We start from the raw sequence: 16,495 nt of genomic DNA on the forward strand, positions 1-16,495 counted from the left end.
AATACATAGTTTTGGCTGGCTATCAAAATCGATATGCAGCCAAAACTATCTCCGAAAAACACAATAACAACAACTTTATAAGATCACCGGAAGGGTTATATTACTTCTCATTACCACTGCCAGACATCCTGACAAGTTCCCTGATATCACTAATGCAAATCTTTCTCCCGGAAGTAGTTAAAATACCGGCAGCCTTAAATTCCGTTAAAAGCCTGACAATGTTCTCGTTACCAGTTCCCACCATATTGGCCAGATCTCCCCGGGATACATTGATGATAATATCTTCTTCAGGCAGGGTTTCGGCTTTAAACCGCTCCCGCAATACAATCAGGGCAATCGCCAGTCGTTCCCTGACCGACCGCCGGGCAAAAACAGAAATGCTATTGGTCAGCACTGTAAATTCATGACTTAGTGTTTTAAGTAACCTGTAGGACAGGACCTTCGATGTTTCCAGTGCAGTTAGAAAATCCTCTTTAGGAATAAATGCGATAACACTTTCCTCTAAAGTCGCAGCGGAGTCGGGGTAGCGCTCTTCTGCGAGAATGGCATGATAGCCGATTAGGCCTGAATTGGCCACGTATATTATATGCTCTTTCCCGAGTTTGTCAACTTTATACTTTTTTATCTTTCCCTTTTTTATCAGGAAAACACCGGTGGCTGCTCCTCCTTCTCTGAAGATAACCTCCCCTTTACTGTACCGTTGTTCCAGCATGTTGGAACAAAGAGAGGCATACTCATCTCCTGGAAGATTGTTCAAAATGGACTCTGATTTGAAATTCCATTTGTCGATGGGAAACAGACCAGCCAGACTCATAAAGCTATCAAAAAGTGATTTTTTGCAGTTTTTAAATTGAAAAGTATCAGTTAAACCAAATCGCTTCAAAGGTACCTTTGCGGTATGAAACTATCAACTATTTCTCGCCCGAGAATCAATTTCACCCAAAGTCACGAATGGATTGCATGGAATGGAAGTGTTGGATTTGTCGGGGTTTCTGCATACAGGCTTAAAGAGGTTAAAAAGATTACAGATATAAAATACTTTCCCTCAAAAAGTACTGTTGAAAGGGGAACATTAATAGCTGAAATTCATACGGCTGAAGAAATTATCCCGGTACTTGCTCCTGTTGCCTGCAAGTTTTTGGGACAAAATCAGCAGCTTAAACAAAATCCCAACCTCATTATAGAAAGCCCGCAGGATAATGGGTGGGTGTTTTTTGTATCTCCAGTGAAGTTTGGAACCCAGGAGTTGCTGCTTTCACCGGAAGCATATAAGAAATTCACGCAAACGATAGTAACCGTCTGACCATTCAGCGCGGAAGCTACGGTATCTGTTGGTTTGTCGCGATTTTTCCCCTATATCAACATGCCGGACAGTTGAAAAGTACTTTAATGAAACAGTCTAATTTTATTACCAGCATTTTAAAGAATAAGTGCCCCCGGTGCAGAAAAGGAAAATTATTCAAAAACGATAATCCCTATCAGCTCACAAAAATCCTGGATATGCACGACCATTGTCCTGCGTGTAATCAGAAGACTGAACTGGAAATTGGTTTCTGGTATGGAACAGGGTATGTAAGTTATGTGCTGGCAGTACTTATATCGTTGTTTAACCTGACCTGGTACTGGCTGATCTTTGGTATCACCTGGAAAGATAATAGTATTTATCATTGGCTTATTGTAAACGGTATTTTACTCACCGTGGGCATGCCCATTTTGATGCGTTTATCCCGGACCGTATACCTGAATTTTTACGTTTATCATGATCCCGAAGCTTTGAGTGCGCCTGAAAACCTGAACAAGCAACTGACATCATGATATAAGGTATACGCTGTTTATGAAGGCCGCTGCAATCAGTATTTAAACACCTTGTATGTTTATTCCTAAATTAATAGAGACGTTAAAGGGGTATACCCGCGTACAATTTGTAAGGGATTTGCTGGCTGGTTTGATTGTTGGCGTTGTAGCACTGCCACTGGCCATTGCGTTTGCTATCGCCTCCGGTGTATCTCCGGAAAAAGGTCTTTATACAGCAGTTATAGCTGGTTTCATCATTTCCGCGCTGGGAGGTAGTAAGGTGCAAATTGGAGGGCCTACAGGTGCCTTCATTGTAATCGTATATGGAATTGTTCAGCAGCACGGTGTTAATGGTCTTATTATAGCTACGTTTATTGCAGGAGGAATTCTCATTATCATGGGAATAGCACGCCTGGGGTCTGTCATACAATTTATCCCTTATCCTTTGATCGTTGGCTTTACCAGTGGCATCGCGCTGGTTATTTTTTCCTCGCAGATCAAAGACTTTCTCGGACTAAGGATAGGGGCTATTCCTGCTGATTTTATTGAGAAATGGGTTATATATGGCAGAAATATTTCGTCGCTGAATTACTATGCATTGGCGATTGCTGTTTTTACTGTATTGGTGACTTTTCTCTGGCCAAAAGTTACGCACAAAATTCCGGGCTCACTAGTGGCCATTATACTTTCAACCCTGGCAACAACACTACTACAACTCCCTGTGGAAACAATTGGCAGCAGATTTGGCAGTATTCCTACCTCCCTGCCAGTTCCTGTTTTCCCTCATCTTGATTTCAGCACTATCAAGCAATTAATACAGCCTGCATTTACCATTGCATTATTGGGAGGAATCGAGTCGTTGCTTTCCGCTGTCGTAGCTGATGGTATGATTGGCGGTAAACACAAGAGTAATATGGAACTGGTTGCTCAGGGAGTTGCTAATATCAGCTCGGCTGTTTTTGGCGGTATACCGGCCACCGGCGCTATTGCAAGAACAGCCACTAATATTAAGAACGGCGGCCGCACACCTGTTGCCGGGATTGTTCATGCTTTAACATTGTTGCTGATCATACTTTTTGTTGGCAAATGGGCAGCGCTGATCCCCATGGCTACATTAGCCGGTATTCTCGTAGTAGTGACCTACAATATGAGTGAATGGGAAAATTTCGTTGCCATTGCAAAAGGCCCGAGAGGTGATGCAGTTGTATTAGTGGTCACTTTTCTGCTCACGGTGATTGTAGACCTCACCGTAGCCATTGAAATTGGAATGATACTATCTGTATTCCTGTTTATGAGAAAAATGGCACAACTTAGTAATGTCAATATTCTAACGAAACAGGCCAATGGAGGTAAAAGGAATGGAGACCCATTGTCCATCAAAAATTTTTCCGTACCTGCCGGAGTAGAGGTATTTGAAATCACCGGCCCGCTGTTTTTTGGTGCTGCCTATAAATTTAAAGATGCCAGTAAGTTTATTGAGAGCAGGCCACAGGTATTGATTATCAGGATGAGACAGGTGCCTATCATAGATGCAACGGGCATTCAAACGCTCAAAGATGTCAATAATGATATGAAACACCGGGGAACAAAACTGATCTTATCGGAGGTACAGGAAGGAAATGTATACGACGAATTGAAAAATTCACGCTTGCTTTTTAGTATTGGAAAAGCTAATGTGGTCAGCACTTTTATCCGGGCAATTGAGAGGAGCGAAAAAATACTGGCAGATAAGAATGTAAAAGCAGATTTGAAATAATATAATCGCATCGGCACAAAATCGTAATTTTCCTGGCATTTAGCGCTTTATTGAATAATGGCCGATTGGATAATATCTACATAAAATAATTATCCGCTACACCTTAATCCAGAATTTCAGGAGTTGATTAACATCGGCACCTACCAGGTAATATCCGTTTGGCATCTCATCGTCTGAACAATGAAAAGTAGCTATCCTGGTACCAACAGGCATCTTCTCCAGCTGCCCGTATACATACCAGCTATATTTATTGTACAGGTATTTTGAATAGGTTAGTTTGTCGTCTATTTTATAGGTGCCGGGAAGGTTCTCATAGAAGGAGTTGAAGAGATAAAAGTGATCATACTGTGTGAAATCAATGTAGACGATATTGTTGTGGATGAAATTGACATTGCCAAAACCCAGTATTTCTTTCGCAACTGTTGCATACCGTACCAGGTCGTAGCGTTGTTCAATGCCATAATAAGCGCATTCCGGCTTATAATAAGCAGCCCCCAGGCAGAATTTACCAGGTCCGCTGCCAATATCCAGAATCTTTGCACCCGGTGTGATGGCCAGAAAGTCCGCCGCTTTTTTAATCACTTCGAGCGGCGTCCAGTGCTTTTGCGCCAGAATCTGTATATAAAGAGGGTAAAGATGATGGAAATCAGTATCTGAATCAAACCATTTGTTCAGATGACCCGATAAAGAGGATGTTTCTGCTGACATGTATACTTGTTTAACCCACAAAAAGCTTTGCTGCACAAGATACTCCTGCTTCAGCTATGCTGCTTCATTCGTTCTGCAAAGATATTTCTGAATTAATCTACCGGAGGTGAACTTTAGCAACTCAGGAAGTGACTTTTTTCAATTTTAAAAAAAAGTTAATTTTGGTAACTATGAGTATCAAGGGGATTTTCCCAATAGATAAGTGGGATTTTAAAAGCGAATCTATTTTTGCGGACCTGCCTCCCGCAGATTATGAACTATTGACTATACACAAAAGCGAGCAGATATATAAAAAGAATGAAATGATTTTCCGGGAGGGTGCCTATCCTTCCGGAATTTTCTATATTAGCAAGGGAAAAGTTAAAAAATATAAAGCCGACCGCGACGGCAAAGAGCAGATTGTCTACATTGCCAATACAGGCCAGCTGCTTGGGTATCACGCTATTCTTTCGGGAGATCCATACCCGGATTCGGCCGCAGCTATGGAGGAAAGCACGATAGCTTTTATTCCGAAGGAAGATTTTTTAAATGCCATAGAACATTCCGCTGTATTGAACGGCAGATTACTGAAAGCGTTAAGTCATGAATTTGCTGTGTTAGTTAACAGCGTGACAATGTTTGCTCAAAAAACAGTGAGAGAGCGGCTGGCTCTCCAGTTGATTATTGTCCGGGAAAAATACAAGGCCAATTTCGCTGATGGAATGCCGATAGAAATAAATGTCAGCCGGGAAGATCTTGCCAGCCTGGTAGGCACGGCCAGGGAAAACGTAGTGAGGGTGCTTGCCGAATTTAAAGAGGCGGGAATTTTGACCACAAAGGGGAGGAAAATTATTATCCGGGATGTAAAGAAATTAATTGAGATAGCGAATTATCAATAGGGATTTACACCTCATTTTAATTCTCACGCGCCCTGATGCGATGCACCATCTTAGTGAATCTTATGCGAAACGCATCATAGAACAACGCAATTACCAATATAGCTGCAGGAAGATAAAATGTATAATACTTCATTTGCAGATAGGCATAACCCCCTATTATTCCACCAATCAGGAAAAATATAATAATCACCAGTCTCAGTATAATTTTTCTTTTTACTGCCACTGTGTTTTTGCTGGTACCCGATATTAAGGTATGCAAATCGATACCCAGGTCGGTAAACATTCCGGTTAAATGGGTTGTTCTGACAACTGATCCTGAAATGGTGGATACCAGTGCATTCTGCATGCCCATAGCGAAAAGCAGGCTGCCGGCGAAATATTCCGTTTTGACAATGGAATGATCGAAAGTATAGCCAAAGCTTCCTATCAATACCAGTATTATTATTTCAATTACGATTGGAATTGTGTATACCAGTCTTTTATGTTCCCCTACTTTCCCAATACAATAGCTGGAAAAGTAGGCCCCGGCGAGAAAAAGTAACAGCCATAAACCAACCATCCTGGTGGAGCGAAGATCGCCTGTTGCCAGTTTATGTGCTAACAATGCTGCGTGGCCGGTGACGTTGGTGGTTAATACTGAAAAGGCAAAAAGCCCGGCTGCGTTTACCATTCCGGCTGTTGAGCATAATAAGACTGCCAGCCGTAAATTCTGCTTATAGTTTCTTTTACTTCCTGTATGACGTAGCATTTGCTATCTTCATTGAACAATCCCTCAGTAGCATCAAAGGTAACAGCAGATTGATTCCCCGATAATTGACCGTTTGCAATGGAAAAATTGCAGAAGATCACTTTTGGAAGAGTGGGCTGTATCAGTCAACCCACTCTCTGCCTTCCTCCTACAAATATACTTCTTTCTTTATTCCAATATCTTCCAGAAAAACATTGTCATGCGAAATAACCACCAGCGTTCCCTTGTATCCTGCAAATATCTTTGCCAGCATACGGATATTCGCCAGATCGAGGTTATTCACCGGTTCATCAAGGAAAATAATATCCGGTGTCTGGTTTTGCAGTATCATACAACATAATGTCAGGCGCAGCATTTCGCCGCCACTTAACACTGCACATGATTTATCCCAGCTCTCTGGTTTGAACAGGAAATTAGCCAGCAGTGTATGTACTTTAGCCGGCTCCAGTCCGGTTGCATTGAAATCCAGCGCTTGTTCCAGTACTGTTTTTTGCCGGTTAACCAGGCTATAATCCTGATCCAGCAACAAACTTGTACAGGGAGCCATTCTGATGTTTCCGGAAGTGGGATGTAATTGGCCGAGTAATAGTTTCAGCAAGGTGCTTTTCCCACTGCCATTTGCGCCGGAAACAGACAGCCTGTCGCCACTGCGTATAATGAAGTCCAACGGCGCAGGCCAGAGTGATTGCCCGCTTTCATACGCATAATTGAGGCCATTTACTTCTATGAGTATTTTGCCGGGTGGTAATACCGGATTATCGAAATAGCCTTTCATGATCTGTTCTATTTGTACCATGGAGGCTGCTTCCTGCAGATCGTTCCGAAGTTCGGTTACCTTATTGCTGTGTACATCCTTCAGTCGTGCTGTGCTTCCTTCAGCAGCATTTCTCCTGGCATTCAGGAGGCCCTTAGGCTCGCTGCTATGCATCGTCTTTTTCCTGGACACCGCATCAGCATGCTGTTTCCTTTCCAGGGTTTGCTGCTGTTTCAGCTTTGCCTCTTTCAATGCTTTTTCGTGCCATGCCAGCTTGTGGGCAGATGCTGCTGTTTCGATTGCCTTCTGTTCGGCATAGAAATCATAGTTACCTCCATAGGTTTTGATATTGCCTGATTGTAACTCCAGTATGGGCGTGCATTTGCGAAGCAGTTCCCGGTCATGGCTGGTAAGCATCACTCCCGCGTTGGTGTTATCCATCCATTCGTATAGCCGTTTACGTGCCACACGATCGAGGTGGTTGGTAGGCTCATCCAGCAGCACAATATCCGGTTCGAAGATGTCGATACCGGAGAGAAACAATTTGGTGCGCATGCCTCCGCTTAGCTGGCGGAGTGGTTGATCCAGCGCAATGCCGCTGATATGCCATGCCGCAAATGCAGCTTCACATCGGGCAGTAATATCCCAGTGATGCTCGAGCAGATCGTAGTAGTGCTGATCTGTAGAACCCTGTTCTATGGCCTGCAATGCAGCCAGGAGTGGCGCTATTCCCAGCGCTTCAGCAACGGTCAGCTGATCGAACTGACCATAATGCTGTGGCACATAGTGCAGGCGTCCGTTGACGTGCAGCTCGCCGGTATAATTTTTCAAATGACCGGCGATCATTTTTAGCAGCGTACTTTTACCTGCTCCGTTATTACCTACAATAGCTGTTTTCTCATTTTTTCTGAGCGTGAAACTAATGTCGTTGAAGAGCAACTGGTGATTGGATGTATGAAAATTGATATGTTGTGCGATGATATACATGTGATAGCTGTTGTTGATGGGAAATAGAATGAAGTAGCCTGTGGGAAGGATGTAAGTTTCATGTCAGTAAAATTTAAATGATTGAATCGGGTGATGTATTAACAGCAATACCGTTTGGTTTGCTCAGATAGCAGCGGGAGCTGCGGATATGTGGATGTTATATTTTCATGATGGGGCAAAGGTAAGTATTTATTTCATTTATCGAAACATTTTCCGCCCGAGGGCTTACCTGGCTTCGACGCCGGCGAACCATTCTTCTTTCTGTTCCATTAATTGCCTGAACGTGTCCAGGTAACCATAGCCCCAGTTTTCCATGACTGAAATTACCGGCAGAACGGTTTCTCCAAACGGTGTCAGGTAGTATTCCACTTTTGGGGGAAGCTGGGGATAGATCTCTCTTCTGATGATGCCGTGGAATTCCAGTTCTCTCAGTTGAAGATTCAGTACCCGCCGGCTGGCCGTTGGTATTGCCCGCTGCAGATCGCTTGGCCTGCGCGTGCCCTGGTTGATGAGGTATACCAGGTAAGCTTTCCATTTACCACCTAAAATTTCCATGAGAACAGCCAGCCCGCAGTTAAAGTCCTTGATCATCTTTTTCTCGTACATCGTTTTTTGTTTTGGTGGTACAAAAATAGCCATATGTACGTTTTCAGGGGCATAGGGAAAAAATTTTCCCTATAGGAACATAATTTCCCTTATTGTCAGCTTTCCCGGATATCCTTCACTTTGTGCCAGAAAAAAGTAATAAAATGACAGCTATTCAAACAACGAAAGAAAAAGTAACGCTGATTGGACTGGGGGCCATGGGATCCGTACTGGGAAATCTGTTGCTCGATAACAATTTCGGGCTCACCGTCTGGAATCGCAGCGAGGAAAAAGCAACACCATTCACCGCAAGGGGGGCGGCCTGGCACAGCGATGTGGCCAAAGCAGTGGACGCCAGCAGGATAGTGATAGTATGTATTACTAACTACGTTGCAACGAGGGAGTTGCTCGATGGGGTATCGTTGAATAACAAAGTACTGGTGCAGCTGAGTTCAGGCACCCCTCAGGATGCAAAAGAAACCGAAATATGGGCGAAGGAAAAAGGAGCCATTTACCTGGATGGAGCCATCATGGCTACTCCCCGGCAGATGGGCCAGCCGGATAGTCCTATTTTCTTTTCAGGATCTGAAGCCGGCTTTAAAGAGAGTGGGCCGGCGCTGAAAGCATTGGCCGGAACCCTGCTGTACCTGGGAGAAGGAGCAGGTAAAGCATCTGCATGGGATCTGGCAACATTATCTACGATATTTGGTATGCTGACAGGCTTCCTGCATGGGGCGCTGATGATGGAAGCAGAAGGACTGAGAGTGGATGAACTGGGCACTGTCATTGGCCAGATAGCACCGGTACTGGGGCAGATGGTGAAGAGCACCGGCGATGATATACAGATTGGGCATTACAGCGATCCGGAAAGCTCCCTGGCAATTTGTGCGCATGTATTTGAATTGCTGATCAGGCATGCGAAAGAAGCAGGGATCAGCCACGATATACCATCGTTTGAGCTGGCGCTTTATAACCGGGGTGTGGCCGGTGGCTGGGGTAACAGTCGCCTCGCAGCGCTGATGAACATTCTCCGGCAGAAACCGTGAGATGAGCCAGCCTGCTGTTGATATCGCAGCAGGCTGTTTTTTTGCAGCAGTGATTACAGGATACCTTCCAGCCGCAGATGTTGCAGCAGCATGATGGTTTTTCCATCCCTGATTGTGCCCTGTTTCATCATGCGCCATGCATCTTCAAATGTTATCTCCATCACTTCAATATCTTCCTGCTCTGCTTCCAGCCCGCCTCCGTCGTGCACCTGCATGTCTTTCGTATATTCGGCGATAAAGAAATAAAGGATCTCCGTTACTGATCCGGGCGACATATACGCCTCATATACCTTCCGCACTTCTTTCACCTGGTATCCGGTTTCTTCTTCCGCTTCTCTGCGGATAGCGTCTTCCGGATGATCATTATCCAACAGGCCGGCACATACTTCAATCAGCATCCCGCTGGTATTGCCATTCACGTAAGTGGGGAGCCGGAACTGCCGGGTGAGGATCACAGTTCGCCGGATGCTATCGTATAGCAGAATGGCGGCGCCATTACCTCTGTCGTACACTTCCCGGGTTTGTATTTTCGGTTGGCCGGAAGAACGCTGGTAATGATAGGTGATCTTCCTTAAAAGATACCAGTTATCTGAAAGCAGTTTTTCTTCCTTTATCTGAATGGATGGATTCATAAAAATGATTGTATTTGATCGAAATTGATTATTTTTGATCAAATATAGTATTTGTTATGGGATTTCCGGAAAGAAAGAAAAAGATCCTGCAGGCATTGGAAGATGCAGGAGATATGGAGGTGCAGGCTTTATCAGGGCAGCTGGGAATATCTGCAGTTACCATTCGCCGGGATCTGCAGCAGCTTGCGGAGGAAGGATTGCTGGTGAGAACTCACGGAGGGGCCATGAAAATGGAGAGCGGGCCGGCGTTTCCTGGTTTTGTGGAGAAGGCAGGAGCAGCATCGGCAGAAAAGCAGTATATCGGTGAACTGGCAGCATCGCTGGTGAAACCCGGCGACACTATTTTTATGGACTGCGGGAGCACTGTGTTTTGTATGTGTGCACACCTGAAGCAGGTGCCCGGGCTGCGGATCATCACCAACTCATTGCCGGTATTGGCAGCATTGATGGAAGTAGCAGGCGTAGAGGTGAATCTTGTGGGAGGGGAGGTAGACCGTGAACGGAAAGCCATGCATGGCTTAAAGGCCATACAACATATTGAAAGTTATCATGCAGATAAGGCGTTTATAGGGGTTGATGGTCTTTCCGTCAACAAGGGACTTACAGCTTACAGTGAGAAGGAAGCCAGTATCAGCAGGGCTATGAGCAGCAATGCCAACAGGGTGTACCTGCTTTGCGATGCCTCCAAAATAGGGAAGGACAGCTACCTGAAGTTTGCGCCATTATCGATGTTTGACCATCTGATTACGGATAAGGGAATTTCAAAACAGCAGAAACGGGCACTGGAAAAAGCAGGAGTTAGCCTGATCAATGCTATCTAATCAAAGTGCCTGAAAATTAAATAATGCCTTTTTTTATCAACAAAGGAATCACTACCTTTATATCATATCAACCAAAAGCTTTTCACAAGCATCTTTACTTGTTATTTTATTTTTGTGTACCGTGCTAAGAAGTAATGAACATGATTTACTTTTAAGGACATCTCAGGGCGACGAAGCCGCCTTTGCGGAGCTATTTCACACTTATTATAATAGATTAGGGGCCTTCGTAATACAGCTGACAGGGTCTCTTCCACTGGCGGAAGAAATTGTGCAGGAAGTGTTTATCCGGGTCTGGGAAAAACGGGATAAACTGGATCATGTGGAGCATTTTCATTCTTATCTGTATACCATTGCCAAGAACTATACCTTTTCATTTCTGAAAAAAATGGGCCGTGAGCTGGCACAGAAAAAGGAATGGGAGCGAAGGGTATTGACGGAAGAAGAAGAGCAGGTGAATGCCTACCGTCAGATCATAGAACAGGCTGTTTCGGCACTTCCTGAACAGCGGCAGCGGGTTTACCTGCTCAGTCGGGATGAAGGGCTCAGACAGGCGGAAATCGCTGAGCGGCTGGCCATCTCTCTGGAAACTGTTAAGAAACATATGGTACTGGCATTGCGTTCTATCCGTACTTACGCCATGGCACATCCTGAAATTCATATGCTTATCATTTTATTAAGTACCCGCAGTCGCTTCTGAAAAAAAATTTTCCCGCATTACCTCTTTTCATACCTCCTGGCTGTCTTATTATACAGAACGCTTTACGCTGATGGACAACAACAGGTTACGTTATCTTTTAAGCCGGCATTTTGATAAAACGCTGATACCTGAAGAACAGGCTGAGTTGAGTCATTTTCTGAACGATCCGGAACAGGATGCCCATCTGGAGTTATTAATAGAAGAAGCCTGGATACGTTCCAGTGAAAGCGACGATGCTGTATTCGGTGAATCTGGTCTGCAACCACCGGTGCCGGGGGAGGTACATAAAGGGCCGGTAAGGCGGATGTATTTTCTCCGTTGGGCAGCTGCCGTATTATTGCTGATAGCTGCAGGCACCACATGGATGCTGATAAACAGGCAACAGCTGCACGACGACAAGAACAAAATGAATGACCCGGAGCCGGGAAGCAATAAAGCAGTGCTCACTCTGGGAGACGGTGCGAGCATAACGCTTGACAGCAGCCTGAAAGGCAGGCTGGCAATGCAGGGGAATGTACAATTGAGTGCCCGTCCGGGAGTGTTGAGCTATAGCAATAATACAGCTGGTGCAGCTGGCACTGTTATCTACAACACGCTCACCACCCCCAAAGGAGGGCAGTATCAACTACAGCTTCCGGATGGTTCGAAAGTATGGCTGAATGCAGCCTCCTCGTTGAAATACCCTACCGCATTTACCGGCAAAGAAAGACGTGTTGTACTAACCGGTGAAGCTTATTTTGAAATAGCAGCAAACAGTGCGCAGCCCTTTTTTGTGACGGTCAATAACGCAGATATAGCTGTATTAGGCACCAGCTTTAACGTCATGGCCTACAGGAACGAAATAACTATGGCCACCACCTTGCTGGAAGGTGCTGTGAAAGTAAGCCGGGATAACGAATCCGGCATATTGAAGCCCGGAGAACAATTATTAATGAAAGAAGGAGAAAAGATCCGGATAAATCATCATGCCGATACAGAGCAGGCCATCGCCTGGAAAAATGGATTCACGTCTTTTAAAGGCGCGGATATCCGCACCATCATGAGGCAGGTAGAAAGGTGGTATGATGTAGAGGTGGTATATAGTGGAGATGTACCGGCACGCAGCTTCACGGGCGACATTCCGCGGGATGCGCATCTCTCTGAATTACTGAAAATACTCGAAGTAAGCCGGATAAAATTCAAACTGGAAGGACGTCGTCTTACTGTAATGCCCTGATGACTATATGAGCTTATGAGATTAACAATTTATTAGGTCAATCAAATTCACTTGTTTATGAATAACAGCCCATGACCAGGAGATATCACCGGTAAATAAAACCAGAGGTGATCTCACCCACCCCTGGTTGATGTCCGGATCTGATTTCTGGCGCTAACCAAGATTTATCCACATCCAAACATTGCAAATGTATGCAATCCAATTGTCATGCAGGTACTTTTCGCATGCGTAAAAAAGTACCGCAACTCTTCAGCCGGCTGCTGGCTTTCAAGAAAACCGTAGCATTTAAAAAACAACTGATCATGCAGCTAAAAATAACAACTGTTCTGATGACAGTGCTATGTATGCAGATCAGCGCAAAAACTCTCTCGCAGCAAATAACACTGAATCAAAGGAATGCACCGATTCAAAAGGTGTTTGAAGAAATAAAGAAACAATCGGGTTACAGATTCTGGTATGAAGACGCCGTACTGCAGAAGAGTAAACCTGTAGACATCTCTGTGAGGAATGCTTCCCTGGAAGAAGTATTGACGCTGCTCTTCAGAAATCAGCCGTTTAGCTACGAAATTATCGGGAAGATAATCGCCGTAAAGGACAAAGATGTAACGCTGGAAAATGCGCCACCACTCATGGTGGTGGCGACGGTAGTTAACCGTCGTATCACCGGTATTGTGAAAGACAGCAGCGGAGCACCCGTTCCTGGCGTTTCATATGCTATCAAAGGTACTAAGACAGGCGGCGCCACCAATGTGGATGGCCGCTTCAGCATCGAAGTGCCGGATGGTCCGGTAGTGCTGGTGTTCAGCTCTATCGGTTTCGAACCCAAAACAGTGACGGTAGCTGCTGGAACCAACAATATCAGCGTGGTGATGAACCCCGCTTCCAGCGGTTTGAATGAGATGGTGGTGACAGCACTCGGTATTAAACGCCCCAGGGGTACACTCGGCTATGCCATCAGTACCATCAAGGGAGATGAACTTACAAAGGCCGGCACCACTATGAACCCCTTCCTGGCCTTGTATGGAAAGGCAGCAGGAGTAGGGGTGAATGTGGGCGCCGCCGGCCCGGCCGGAGGTATCAGGATCAATATCCGTGGCGCCGCCAGCATGAACGCCCAACAGAATGTGAGACCGCTTTTTGTGGTGGATGGAGTGATACTGAACGACCGAAAAACGCAGATAGGTGGCGATATTGGCCAGGGGTTTGACTATGGCGCCGGTATCAATGACATCAACCCGGATGATATAGAAAGCATGGACATCCTGAAGGGCGCTAAAGCTACTGTATTGTACGGTAGTGACGCTGCAAACGGCGTGGTACTGATTACTACAAAAACTGGTAAAAATGCAAGCGGCTTCGGTATGACGGCCAATCTGCAGCACACCTGGGAACAACCTGTTTCTTACCTGAAGCTGCAGGACAAATACGGCCTTGGAGACAATCTTTATGATACTTCTTATGCTACTATCAATGGTGTACGAACAAGGTTGCTGCCTAATAAGCGTTTCAGCTTCGGGCCTGCATTCGACGGCGCTAACGTAATGTTCTACGACAGCTCTGTAGTGAAAAATTCCCCGCATCCCGGTAATTTTATGTCGATGTTCCAAACCGGTCAATCTACTTCCGCTAACGTAGCCATCGCCGGCAGCAACGAAAAAGGCAGCATCAGGGCATCTTATACCAATTACAACTATACCGATATTACTACCAATAACGCCTGGCAGCGCAGAAATACCTTTAGCTTCAACGGAAACATCAGGGCATCCAAATTGGCTTCATTCGAACTGGTTTCAAACATCTACAATATCACCACACAAAATCGCCGGGGAAGAAATGACGGTCCGGTTGCCTGGGGATACCCGGTTGATTTCGACTATGGCAAGATATTCCCGTATTATACAGATGCCACCGGATATAAACGGGATCTTACCAATGCAGGCGTATCCGAGGCTTTCTCGCAGCTGGGCAGCTACCTATGGGACAGGAGTAAGAATGCATATAAGGACGATAAGATCCACATGATCACATCTGCAAAAGTAACCCTGAATTTCACGGATAATATCTCGCTGGTAGGGCAGGCAGGCCTGGATTACGATAACACAAATTATGATACCAGGATTTCCGTTACGAGGGTATTGCCTACCGTAAACGGAGGAAGCTTCGGCGTAGCCAAAGAAAATGCCACTACACAAACTTATCAGGCGTTATTGCATTATAACAAGTCGTTCCTCAACAACGATCTGCGTTTGTATGCGTTTGCGGGCGGGTCCTACCGGCTCCGCACAGTGGACTATCTCGGAACAGCAACAGTAGGCGGGCTCAACTTCCCTAACTGGTATTCCTTTTCCAATCAGCTCGGAACACCCAACGCCGATAACGCTTATCTGCTCCGGAACTACAGCCGCGGCAATGATGTGCTATACAGTATGCTGGCATCTGCAGCCCTGTCGTGGAAAAATGAGTTGACATTGGAACTGCAGGGACGGCAGGACTGGAACTCCACACTGCCTCCGGAAAACAACAAATATTTTTATCCGGGAACGGCCCTGACCTGGAACTATACAGAACGCTTTCCGATCCCCGGAGTGAACAGCGGACAGTTAAGATTATCCTGGGCCGATGTAGGAAACGGGACCGTCCGTTATTATGCCAATAACCTGTACGACTATACGCACTTGCCCAATACCAATGCCAGCACCGTATCTCCGCCGGATAAGCTGTTGCCTGGCGCGTTGAAGCCTGAGCGTAAAAGGGAGTTTGAGGTAGGTATCAATAATAGCTTTCTGCCACAGGACAGGATCACGCTCGATTTTTCTTTCTATACCAATCATCGGTATAACCAGATCATAGGATTGCCTATTTCTTCTGCTTCCAGCTCCACAGGTCTTACTATCAACGTGGGGGATGTGAAAGCCTGGGGCTTTGAGCTGGCATTAACCGGAAGCCCGGTAGTGACAAAGAATTTCCGCTGGACACTGACCTGGAATGCTGCCAGTCAGGGTTCAAGGGTAGAAAAGCTTTATCCGGGTGTTAAACTGAATAAAGTAAGTGATCTGATAAATGGTTCAGCCGCGGCTATTCATTCAGATGAAGGCCGTCCGTATGGTGAAATCGTAATGCAGGATTTTCAGCGCGATCCGTCTGGTAACAAGGTGGTTAACGGCGATGGCCTTTATGTATTGGACGACAAAAAAACAGTAGTGGCCGGTAATGTTATGCCTAAGGTGTATGGTGGATTTATTTCTGACTTCCGTTATAAGGATCTGAGTTTCCGCATTGGCTTCGACTATAAATTTGGCGGTACTATTTTCTCTTACACTAATAACCGACTGACAGGAACCGGACAACTGGCAAGCACGCTCAAATATCGTGATGAAGCTAACGGGGGGCTGGCTTATTATATAGATGCCAGTGGAAATAAAGTGCCCTGGCAACATTCACAGCCGGCACCTGCACAATCGAGAGATGGAAAGGTATATCACGACGGTTTGATACTGCCGGGTGTTAAAGCAGATGGCAGTGCTTATAAACAGAATGATATCATCACCAGTGCCACTGCTTATTATGAAAGTTATGTCAACGACCTGGCTACCTCTTTCCCGCCGGATAGAGTAGAGAAGAACAACTATATCAAGTTGAGAGAGCTGGCGCTGGGTTATACGCTGCCGGCGAGAATTACAAAGATGTTGCGCCTGCAGCGGGCCACCATCACAGCTGCTGCGCGGAATCTTTTCTATATCTATAAATCCATTCCGAACATAGATCCGGAAGGAGCGCTGGGAGCCGATGTTTACGTTGAGAACACGATCTATCCTTCACAACGTACTTATTCCCTGGGATTAAATGTGGCTTTCTAACGTATAAATCTAAAAA

Annotated in this window: 15 protein-coding genes; 9 read left to right on the forward strand and 6 right to left on the reverse strand. The window is 45.5% G+C overall.

All coding sequences use genetic code 11. The features are described 5' to 3' along the window. Window positions 1–100: 100 nt before the first annotated feature. Window positions 101–757 carry a Crp/Fnr family transcriptional regulator gene (locus tag UNH61_RS03485; protein WP_326990723.1) on the reverse strand — a complete coding sequence of 219 codons (657 nt, stop codon included), beginning with the start codon at window positions 755–757 and terminating at the stop codon, window positions 101–103. A 141-nt stretch (window positions 758–898) separates the two neighbouring features. On the opposite strand from UNH61_RS03485, the gene UNH61_RS03490 reads away from it, so the two are divergent. The 3 genes from UNH61_RS03490 (at window position 899) to UNH61_RS03500 (ending at window position 3,550) form a co-directional block, all read left to right on the forward strand. Further along, window positions 899–1,303 carry a hypothetical protein gene (locus UNH61_RS03490; protein ID WP_326990724.1) on the forward strand — a complete coding sequence of 135 codons (405 nt, stop codon included), beginning with the start codon at window positions 899–901 and terminating at the stop codon, window positions 1,301–1,303. 197 nt (window positions 1,304–1,500) lie between these two features. After that, complete coding sequence (locus UNH61_RS03495; RefSeq protein ID WP_339070684.1) at window positions 1,501–1,815, forward strand: DUF983 domain-containing protein; 315 nt, start codon at window positions 1,501–1,503, stop codon at window positions 1,813–1,815. A 55-nt stretch (window positions 1,816–1,870) separates the two neighbouring features. Further along, complete coding sequence (locus tag UNH61_RS03500; protein WP_326990726.1) at window positions 1,871–3,550, forward strand: SulP family inorganic anion transporter; 1,680 nt, start codon at window positions 1,871–1,873, stop codon at window positions 3,548–3,550. Between the two features lie 96 nt (window positions 3,551–3,646). Here UNH61_RS03500 and UNH61_RS03505 read toward each other — a convergent pair whose 3' ends face one another. Then, window positions 3,647–4,258 (reverse strand): methyltransferase domain-containing protein, encoded by a 612-nt coding sequence (locus UNH61_RS03505; protein WP_326990727.1) that lies wholly within the window; start codon window positions 4,256–4,258, stop codon window positions 3,647–3,649. Between the two features lie 128 nt (window positions 4,259–4,386). Here UNH61_RS03505 and UNH61_RS03510 point away from each other — a divergent pair, with 128 nt between their 5' ends. Further along, a complete protein-coding gene (locus UNH61_RS03510; RefSeq protein WP_326990728.1) occupies window positions 4,387–5,136 on the forward strand; it encodes a Crp/Fnr family transcriptional regulator in 750 nt (249 codons plus the stop codon). Window positions 5,137–5,152: 16 nt separating this feature from the next. Here UNH61_RS03510 and UNH61_RS03515 read toward each other — a convergent pair whose 3' ends face one another. From UNH61_RS03515 to UNH61_RS03525, 3 genes are all read right to left on the reverse strand, one after another. Further along, window positions 5,153–5,884 carry a YoaK family protein gene (locus tag UNH61_RS03515; RefSeq protein WP_326990729.1) on the reverse strand — a complete coding sequence of 244 codons (732 nt, stop codon included), beginning with the start codon at window positions 5,882–5,884 and terminating at the stop codon, window positions 5,153–5,155. 148 nt (window positions 5,885–6,032) lie between these two features. Further along, the gene (locus tag UNH61_RS03520; protein ID WP_326990730.1) at window positions 6,033–7,625 is read right to left on the reverse strand and encodes an ABC-F family ATP-binding cassette domain-containing protein; all 1,593 of its coding nucleotides are present in this window, start codon (window positions 7,623–7,625) and stop codon (window positions 6,033–6,035) included. A gap of 225 nt (window positions 7,626–7,850) precedes the next feature. Further along, on the reverse strand, window positions 7,851–8,231 hold the full coding sequence (locus tag UNH61_RS03525) for a winged helix-turn-helix transcriptional regulator (RefSeq protein WP_326990731.1): 381 nt from the start codon (window positions 8,229–8,231) through the stop codon (window positions 7,851–7,853). 143 nt (window positions 8,232–8,374) lie between these two features. Between UNH61_RS03525 and UNH61_RS03530 the strand changes: the two genes are divergently transcribed. Next, window positions 8,375–9,256, forward strand: coding sequence for an NAD(P)-binding domain-containing protein (locus tag UNH61_RS03530; RefSeq protein WP_326990732.1), 882 nt, complete (start codon window positions 8,375–8,377; stop codon window positions 9,254–9,256). A 53-nt stretch (window positions 9,257–9,309) separates the two neighbouring features. Here the strand turns inward: UNH61_RS03530 and nudK are convergent, their stop codons facing one another. Continuing rightward, a complete protein-coding gene (gene nudK, locus UNH61_RS03535; RefSeq protein WP_326990733.1) occupies window positions 9,310–9,888 on the reverse strand; it encodes a GDP-mannose pyrophosphatase NudK in 579 nt (192 codons plus the stop codon). 56 nt (window positions 9,889–9,944) lie between these two features. Here nudK and UNH61_RS03540 point away from each other — a divergent pair, with 56 nt between their 5' ends. The 4 genes from UNH61_RS03540 to UNH61_RS03555 all read left to right on the forward strand — a co-directional run bounded on the left by UNH61_RS03540 (window position 9,945) and on the right by UNH61_RS03555 (window position 16,479). Continuing rightward, complete coding sequence (locus UNH61_RS03540) at window positions 9,945–10,709, forward strand: DeoR/GlpR family DNA-binding transcription regulator (protein WP_326990734.1); 765 nt, start codon at window positions 9,945–9,947, stop codon at window positions 10,707–10,709. Between the two features lie 121 nt (window positions 10,710–10,830). Next, window positions 10,831–11,406: an RNA polymerase sigma-70 factor gene (locus UNH61_RS03545; protein WP_326990735.1), complete on the forward strand. Its 576-nt coding sequence runs from the start codon at window positions 10,831–10,833 to the stop codon at window positions 11,404–11,406. A gap of 70 nt (window positions 11,407–11,476) precedes the next feature. After that, window positions 11,477–12,622 carry a FecR family protein gene (locus UNH61_RS03550; RefSeq protein WP_326990736.1) on the forward strand — a complete coding sequence of 382 codons (1,146 nt, stop codon included), beginning with the start codon at window positions 11,477–11,479 and terminating at the stop codon, window positions 12,620–12,622. Between the two features lie 191 nt (window positions 12,623–12,813). Next, window positions 12,814–16,479, forward strand: coding sequence for a SusC/RagA family TonB-linked outer membrane protein (locus UNH61_RS03555; RefSeq protein WP_326990737.1), 3,666 nt, complete (start codon window positions 12,814–12,816; stop codon window positions 16,477–16,479). Window positions 16,480–16,495 lie beyond the last annotated feature (16 nt).

Origin of the sequence: Chitinophaga sp. 180180018-3, from assembly GCF_037893185.1 — a bacterium.
GTDB lineage: Bacteria > Bacteroidota > Bacteroidia > Chitinophagales > Chitinophagaceae > Chitinophaga.

Coding starts and splice junctions, on each gene's coding strand:
- UNH61_RS03490 (WP_326990724.1), top strand. CDS start 899: ATGAAACTATCAACTATTTCTCGCCCGAGAATCAATTTCACCCAAAGT.
- UNH61_RS03505 (WP_326990727.1), bottom strand. CDS start 4,258: ATGTCAGCAGAAACATCCTCTTTATCGGGTCATCTGAACAAATGGTTT.
- UNH61_RS03495 (WP_339070684.1), top strand. CDS start 1,501: ATGCACGACCATTGTCCTGCGTGTAATCAGAAGACTGAACTGGAAATT.
- UNH61_RS03515 (WP_326990729.1), bottom strand. CDS start 5,884: ATGCTACGTCATACAGGAAGTAAAAGAAACTATAAGCAGAATTTACGG.
- UNH61_RS03530 (WP_326990732.1), top strand. CDS start 8,375: ATGACAGCTATTCAAACAACGAAAGAAAAAGTAACGCTGATTGGACTG.
- UNH61_RS03550 (WP_326990736.1), top strand. CDS start 11,477: ATGGACAACAACAGGTTACGTTATCTTTTAAGCCGGCATTTTGATAAA.
- UNH61_RS03525 (WP_326990731.1), bottom strand. CDS start 8,231: ATGTACGAGAAAAAGATGATCAAGGACTTTAACTGCGGGCTGGCTGTT.
- UNH61_RS03555 (WP_326990737.1), top strand. CDS start 12,814: ATGCAATCCAATTGTCATGCAGGTACTTTTCGCATGCGTAAAAAAGTA.
- UNH61_RS03500 (WP_326990726.1), top strand. CDS start 1,871: ATGTTTATTCCTAAATTAATAGAGACGTTAAAGGGGTATACCCGCGTA.
- nudK (WP_326990733.1), bottom strand. CDS start 9,888: ATGAATCCATCCATTCAGATAAAGGAAGAAAAACTGCTTTCAGATAAC.
- UNH61_RS03520 (WP_326990730.1), bottom strand. CDS start 7,625: ATGTATATCATCGCACAACATATCAATTTTCATACATCCAATCACCAG.
- UNH61_RS03540 (WP_326990734.1), top strand. CDS start 9,945: ATGGGATTTCCGGAAAGAAAGAAAAAGATCCTGCAGGCATTGGAAGAT.